At 43.3% G+C, this 1,999-nt stretch carries 2 protein-coding genes and 1 pseudogene; all 3 read left to right on the forward strand.

Translation table 11 applies throughout. The annotated features are described in order from the left end of the window. A pseudogene (locus QZY09_RS24270) lies at window positions 1-211 on the forward strand (HlyD family secretion protein); the annotation flags it as partial. Between the two features lie 5 nt (window positions 212-216). After that, entirely contained in the window at window positions 217-1,137 is a 921-nt protein-coding gene (locus QZY09_RS24275; protein ID WP_295677202.1) for an ABC transporter ATP-binding protein, read from the forward strand. Window position 1,138: 1 nt separating this feature from the next. After that, window positions 1,139-1,879 carry an ABC transporter ATP-binding protein gene (locus QZY09_RS24280; RefSeq protein WP_295677205.1) on the forward strand — a complete coding sequence of 247 codons (741 nt, stop codon included), beginning with the start codon at window positions 1,139-1,141 and terminating at the stop codon, window positions 1,877-1,879. The last annotated feature ends 120 nt before the right edge of the window (window positions 1,880-1,999 follow it).

Here is a 1,999-nt window from a genome sequence, read left to right on the forward strand (position 1 = left end):
CGACAACGTGGAGGTCCGGTTCGACAAGGATGAACAGACAAATTCAAAAACAGAAGGCATTGTCAGCTGGATCTCGCAAACGGCTGAATTTACGCCAAAAACCATCCAGACAAAAGATGAACGGGCGAACCTTGTGTACGCGATAAAGATCCATGTAAAGAACGACGGCTACCTGAAGATCGGGATGTACGGCGAAGTAAAGTTCAATTAATAAGTATGAAGCCCGTAGTCGTAGAAAATATTATTCAAAAATACCGCGTTAAAAAAACAGTGGTAGATGCCCTGCAAGGCATTTCGTTTACTGTTGAAAGAGGTGAGATTTTTGGCATCATTGGCCCCGACGGCGCGGGTAAAACATCATTATTCCGCATATTAACCACCCTTTTACTAGCCGAAAGCGGCAATGCCTGGGTTGACGGTTTTGATGTAATAAAGGATTATAAAGAAATAAGGAACCGCATTGGTTATATGCCAGGTAAGTTTTCGCTCTACCAGGACCTTTCGGTGCAGGAAAATCTTGAGTTTTTTGCCACTATTTTTAATACAACCATCGAAAAAAACTACGACCTTATCAAAGAAATCTACAAGCAGATTGAGCCATTTAAAGACAGGAAAGCCGGGCAACTCTCCGGCGGGATGAAACAAAAACTGGCCCTGTGCTGCGCGCTGATCCACAAGCCCTCTGTATTGTTCCTTGACGAACCGACAACCGGCGTCGACGCCGTATCGCGCAAGGAGTTTTGGGAAATGCTTCACCGGCTAAAATTACAGGGCATTACCATACTGGTATCAACCGCCTATATGGATGAAGCGAGCCTTTGCGACCGCGTAGCCTTAATCCAAAAAGGCGAAATTCTCTCGATAAATACCCCTGAGGGCATTATTGAGCAATTTAAAAAACCTTTATGGGCCATTAAGGCCAATGAAATGTACAAGTTGATGAACGCCATTAAGAATGACCCGGCTGTTGAAAGTTGTTACCCTTTCGGGCAATACCATCACGTAGTTTTTAAAACGCAGGAAAACAGCAAGCAAAAACTGGAAAGCATCGCTACGGCCGGACATTATACTAATGTCGAGATAGAGTCCATCAAACCAAATATTGAAGATTGTTTTATGGCATTGATGAACGATTGATATGGAAAAAGTTATCACCGCAAAAGATTTGACCAAAAAGTTCGGTGATTTTACCGCAGTGGACAAGATTAACTTTGATGTGGAAAAGGGTGAGGTCTTCGGCTTTTTGGGTGCCAATGGTGCCGGTAAAACTACTGCTATGCGTATGCTTTGCGGTTTATTATTGCCCACCTCCGGCGAGGCTACCGTTGCGGGCTTTGATGTTTATAAACAAAACGAAAAGATCAAACAAAACATTGGCTATATGAGCCAGAAGTTTTCGTTATATGAAGATCTGACCATTACTGAGAATATTCGTTTTTACGGCGGTATTTATGGATTAAGCAATGATCGGATCAAAGAAAAAACTGCGCAGCTGATCAAACAACTGCACCTGGAAGGACAGGAAAAAACATTGGTAAAAGCCTTGCCGCTAGGGTGGAAGCAAAAATTAGCTTTCTCTATAGCGATAGTACATGACCCTGCGATAGTTTTTTTGGATGAGCCCACCGGTGGGGTTGATCCAATAACCCGTCGTGAGTTTTGGGGGCTGATCTATGAAGCATCAGCGAGGGGGATCACCATTTTCGTAACCACCCATTACATGGACGAAGCGGAATATTGTAACCGTGTTTCGATCATGGTTGACGGAAGGATCGACGCGCTGGATACGCCGGCAAATTTGATGAAAGATCATTCAGCAGATTCAATGGATGAGGTGTTTTTGCATTTGGCGCGTAAAGCGGTTAGAACGGGCGATTAGGTTTAAGTCCGGAGACTTTAGTCGCGAGTCTAAATTCATTTTTTGATAAAATAAACGATTAACAACGTGAAGCAATTTTTAATTTTTGTAAAAAAGGAATGGCTCCATATCTGGAGGGAC

Origin of the sequence: uncultured Mucilaginibacter sp., assembly GCF_903913935.1 — a bacterium.
Lineage (GTDB): Bacteria > Bacteroidota > Bacteroidia > Sphingobacteriales > Sphingobacteriaceae > Mucilaginibacter.